This window comes from Accumulibacter sp., assembly GCF_023806565.1.
Taxonomy (GTDB): Bacteria; Pseudomonadota; Gammaproteobacteria; order Burkholderiales; family Rhodocyclaceae; genus Accumulibacter.
On record NZ_JAMTDV010000096.1, the window covers coordinates 1 to 2,856 of the forward strand.

General features: G+C 62.6%; 1 protein-coding gene. It reads left to right on the plus strand.

Annotation, left to right across the window (positions count from 1 at the left end; all coding sequences use genetic code 11):
• Positions 1 to 804: 804 nt before the first annotated feature.
• A complete protein-coding gene (locus NFV80_RS11065) occupies positions 805 to 2,061 on the plus strand; it encodes an MgtC/SapB family protein (RefSeq protein WP_295329232.1) in 1,257 nt (418 codons plus the stop codon).
• The last annotated feature ends 795 nt before the right edge of the window (positions 2,062 to 2,856 follow it).

Genomic DNA, 2,856 nt, shown 5'->3' on the forward strand with positions numbered 1-2,856 from the left:
CGGACTCTTAATCCGTAGGTCCAGAGTTCGAGTCTCTGACGCCCCACCAAATTGTCAATGCGTTAGCGCTGCTCTCCAGGCGTCTCGATGGTCGGACTGCCGGGGGATCCGCACATTCCCGAAATGCCGCCGCGAGGCGGAGTCACGCCGCATATCCAACTTGCCGAATCGTCTGCTGTCTGTGCAGAGCCGAAGGAGCCTACCGTCCATGGCCGCAGCATCACGTCCAAAGCAATCACAAGGCGCAGGTGCGCACCTGATGCGGGAAGTGTGGATGCGTTGCCAAGCAGCTCGCTGATTGATCGACTTGCAGGGGTGTTCTCAAACGACTTCGGGGGAGACGAGTTGGGCGCCCGGTTATTTGGCGCACTGACCGAGCTTGTGGCGATCTGGTCGCGCTGCCGCTCACGCTGCGGGTCCTGAAAGCTGCCCGGCGGATTCTGGGCGCTCGGTCAGCATGCTGCAGAGCCGGACAACGAGCTTGTGGGCGCGGGTAGCGCGACCTGGGGTCTGTCGATCGGCGACCACTGGCGCCGCAAGCACGTGCCCAGCGCAGATTCGCTGGGCTACGAAGCAGTAGCAGATAACCGCCACGCCTGCGCCAGTCGAATCCTGCCACCGACGGGCTGCTCGCATCTTTGTTCTTCGACCAGCCCGAGGCTGATGCGGGAGCGCGAGAACGACTCGGACGCGATGGATAGCCGGGCGGTCTTGCAGCACCGGCGCTGTTGGTGGATGCGATGGCGGCGATTGCGAAATCGCTTCGCATAATCTAAGGTTAAGAGACAAAGAAGGGATGAAACCATGAGCTTCGTTGATCCCGAGTTGGCTGGGCCCGTCCAGGCGTTCGCCACCGCGCTGGGAATCGGCCTGCTCGTCGGTATGGAGCGCGAGCGGCGCCGCGATTCGGCGGCCGGTCTGCGCACCTTCGCCCTCGTTGCCATGCTCGGCTGCTTGTTCGCGTTGCTCAGCGAAACGACAGGTGGGCCTTGGGCCTTGCTCGCAGGGCTGTTGGTCGTCTCCGGCGCCATGATTGCCTCGAACTTCTCGGCGCGGCAGGAGGAACAGTACCGTGGCTTCACTACCGAGGCGGCGATTATCGTCACCTATGGCTTGGGGGCGACGGTCTGGTTCGGGCATGCGACGCTTGCCGTGATGCTGGCGATTGCGACGACCGTGCTGCTCTATTTCAAGGCCGAGCTCAGCCGCTTCAGCCGGCGTATGACGCCAATCGACATCAACTCGACTCTGCAGTTCGCCGTGCTATCGCTCGTCGTTCTGCCGATCCTGCCGGATCACGACTACGGCCCCTACGATGCCCTCAACCCGCGCGAGGTGTGGTGGATGGTCGTCCTCATCTCCGGACTGGCGCTTTCCGGTTACCTTGCCCTGCGCATCATCGGTGCCCGCCACGGTGCCGCCCTGCTCGGCATCTTCGGCGGCCTCGCCTCGAGCACGGCGACGACGATGATGTTCTCACGCCATGCCCGCGCGCATGTCCACCTCGTGCCTATGGCGGCGATCGTCATCCTGATCGCAAACCTGATGGTCATGGTTCGCCTCGGCATCGTCACCGGTGTCGTTGCGCCTGATCTGGTTGGTGACATTGCTGTCGTCTTTGCCTGCGGGTTGGTGCCCGGGCTCGCTCTGACCCTCTATGGCTGGCGCATCCTCAACGCCGGCGGCGAACTTCCGATGCCGGCAGTCAAGAACCCGACGGAACTGAAGACGGCCCTCTCCTTCGGCGCCCTCTATGCGGCCGTGCTGCTGGCTGCCGCGTGGCTGCAGGACGTCGCCGGCAATCGCGGCGTCTACCTTGTTGCCCTTGCATCCGGGTTGACCGATGCTGACGCCAGTGTGCTTTCCACGATCCGCCTGTTCCATCTCGAAAAGATCGCGGCGGGTGAGGCGGTCATCGGGGTCACCTTGGCGCTGATGTCCAATCTGGCCTTCAAGATCGGCCTGGTTGTCAGTATCGGTGGTGCGACTCTGGCACGTCATGCGTTGCCTGGCCTGTTCGCCATTGGTGCCGGCATGGGAGCCGGCTTGCTGCTGATCTGACTTCGGATCCGAGCGAGCGTCATCGCATCGTGGGCGGGGAGCCTGGGCAATGTTTCGGCATGTCGTGCCAGCCTCATTCTCCCACCGTTGCGGCAGACATTCCGGAAATCGGTGACGCGCGCGACTCCGCGAAGGACGACAATCAGTCAGCGCCGGATACGGCTCGCGAGGATCACGAAACGCCCTTGCCGATTCCGAAGACCTTGAGGTGGGGCATCGAGGCTGCCGATCCTGGGCGCGCGTGCCGTCTTCGCGCCGCGCGCCACGAGCGAGCGAGAGAGTCGGTAGGTCGCAACCGAGCGCAGGGAATCATAGCCGAATTGTGTCGGTGTCCCCTGGATTTTACTGATGTGGAGACCGAGAGGTCACCGCCGTATTTGGATTGATACGGTTCAGCGGTCGATGGTCGATACAGCGCACAGGCATGATGGGCGACCGCCTGGGTTGCTGGCTATTGTGAACGAGCTATAAGGTGGCAATCGAAGTATCGAGCACGGACCAGGTCCGCGACGGGTTATTGCGGGAGCGGGTTGTCCGGTGACCGCAGTTCGACGCCTCCTGGTAGCCGATCAGGCGCCAAAGTGTGGGCCCAGGAAGAGGCCAGGGAGATATCTCGCGCTCGATGCAGGCTACCGGCGAGAACTGCGACTACCGGCGTTGCCCGGGTGCTGATGTGCCAAAGGGGGACAAGGCTGCCAGGGAAGGCAAAGATTTCAGCTATAAGCGGCCAAAGACACTGATTTCATTGGTGCCCCCACGCGGAATCGAACCACGACCTGATGATTACAAATCAAC

Bases quoted from the DNA above. Each gene is read 5' to 3' on its own strand.
- NFV80_RS11065 (WP_295329232.1), top strand. From the start codon at position 805: ATGAGCTTCGTTGATCCCGAGTTGGCTGGGCCCGTCCAGGCGTTCGCC.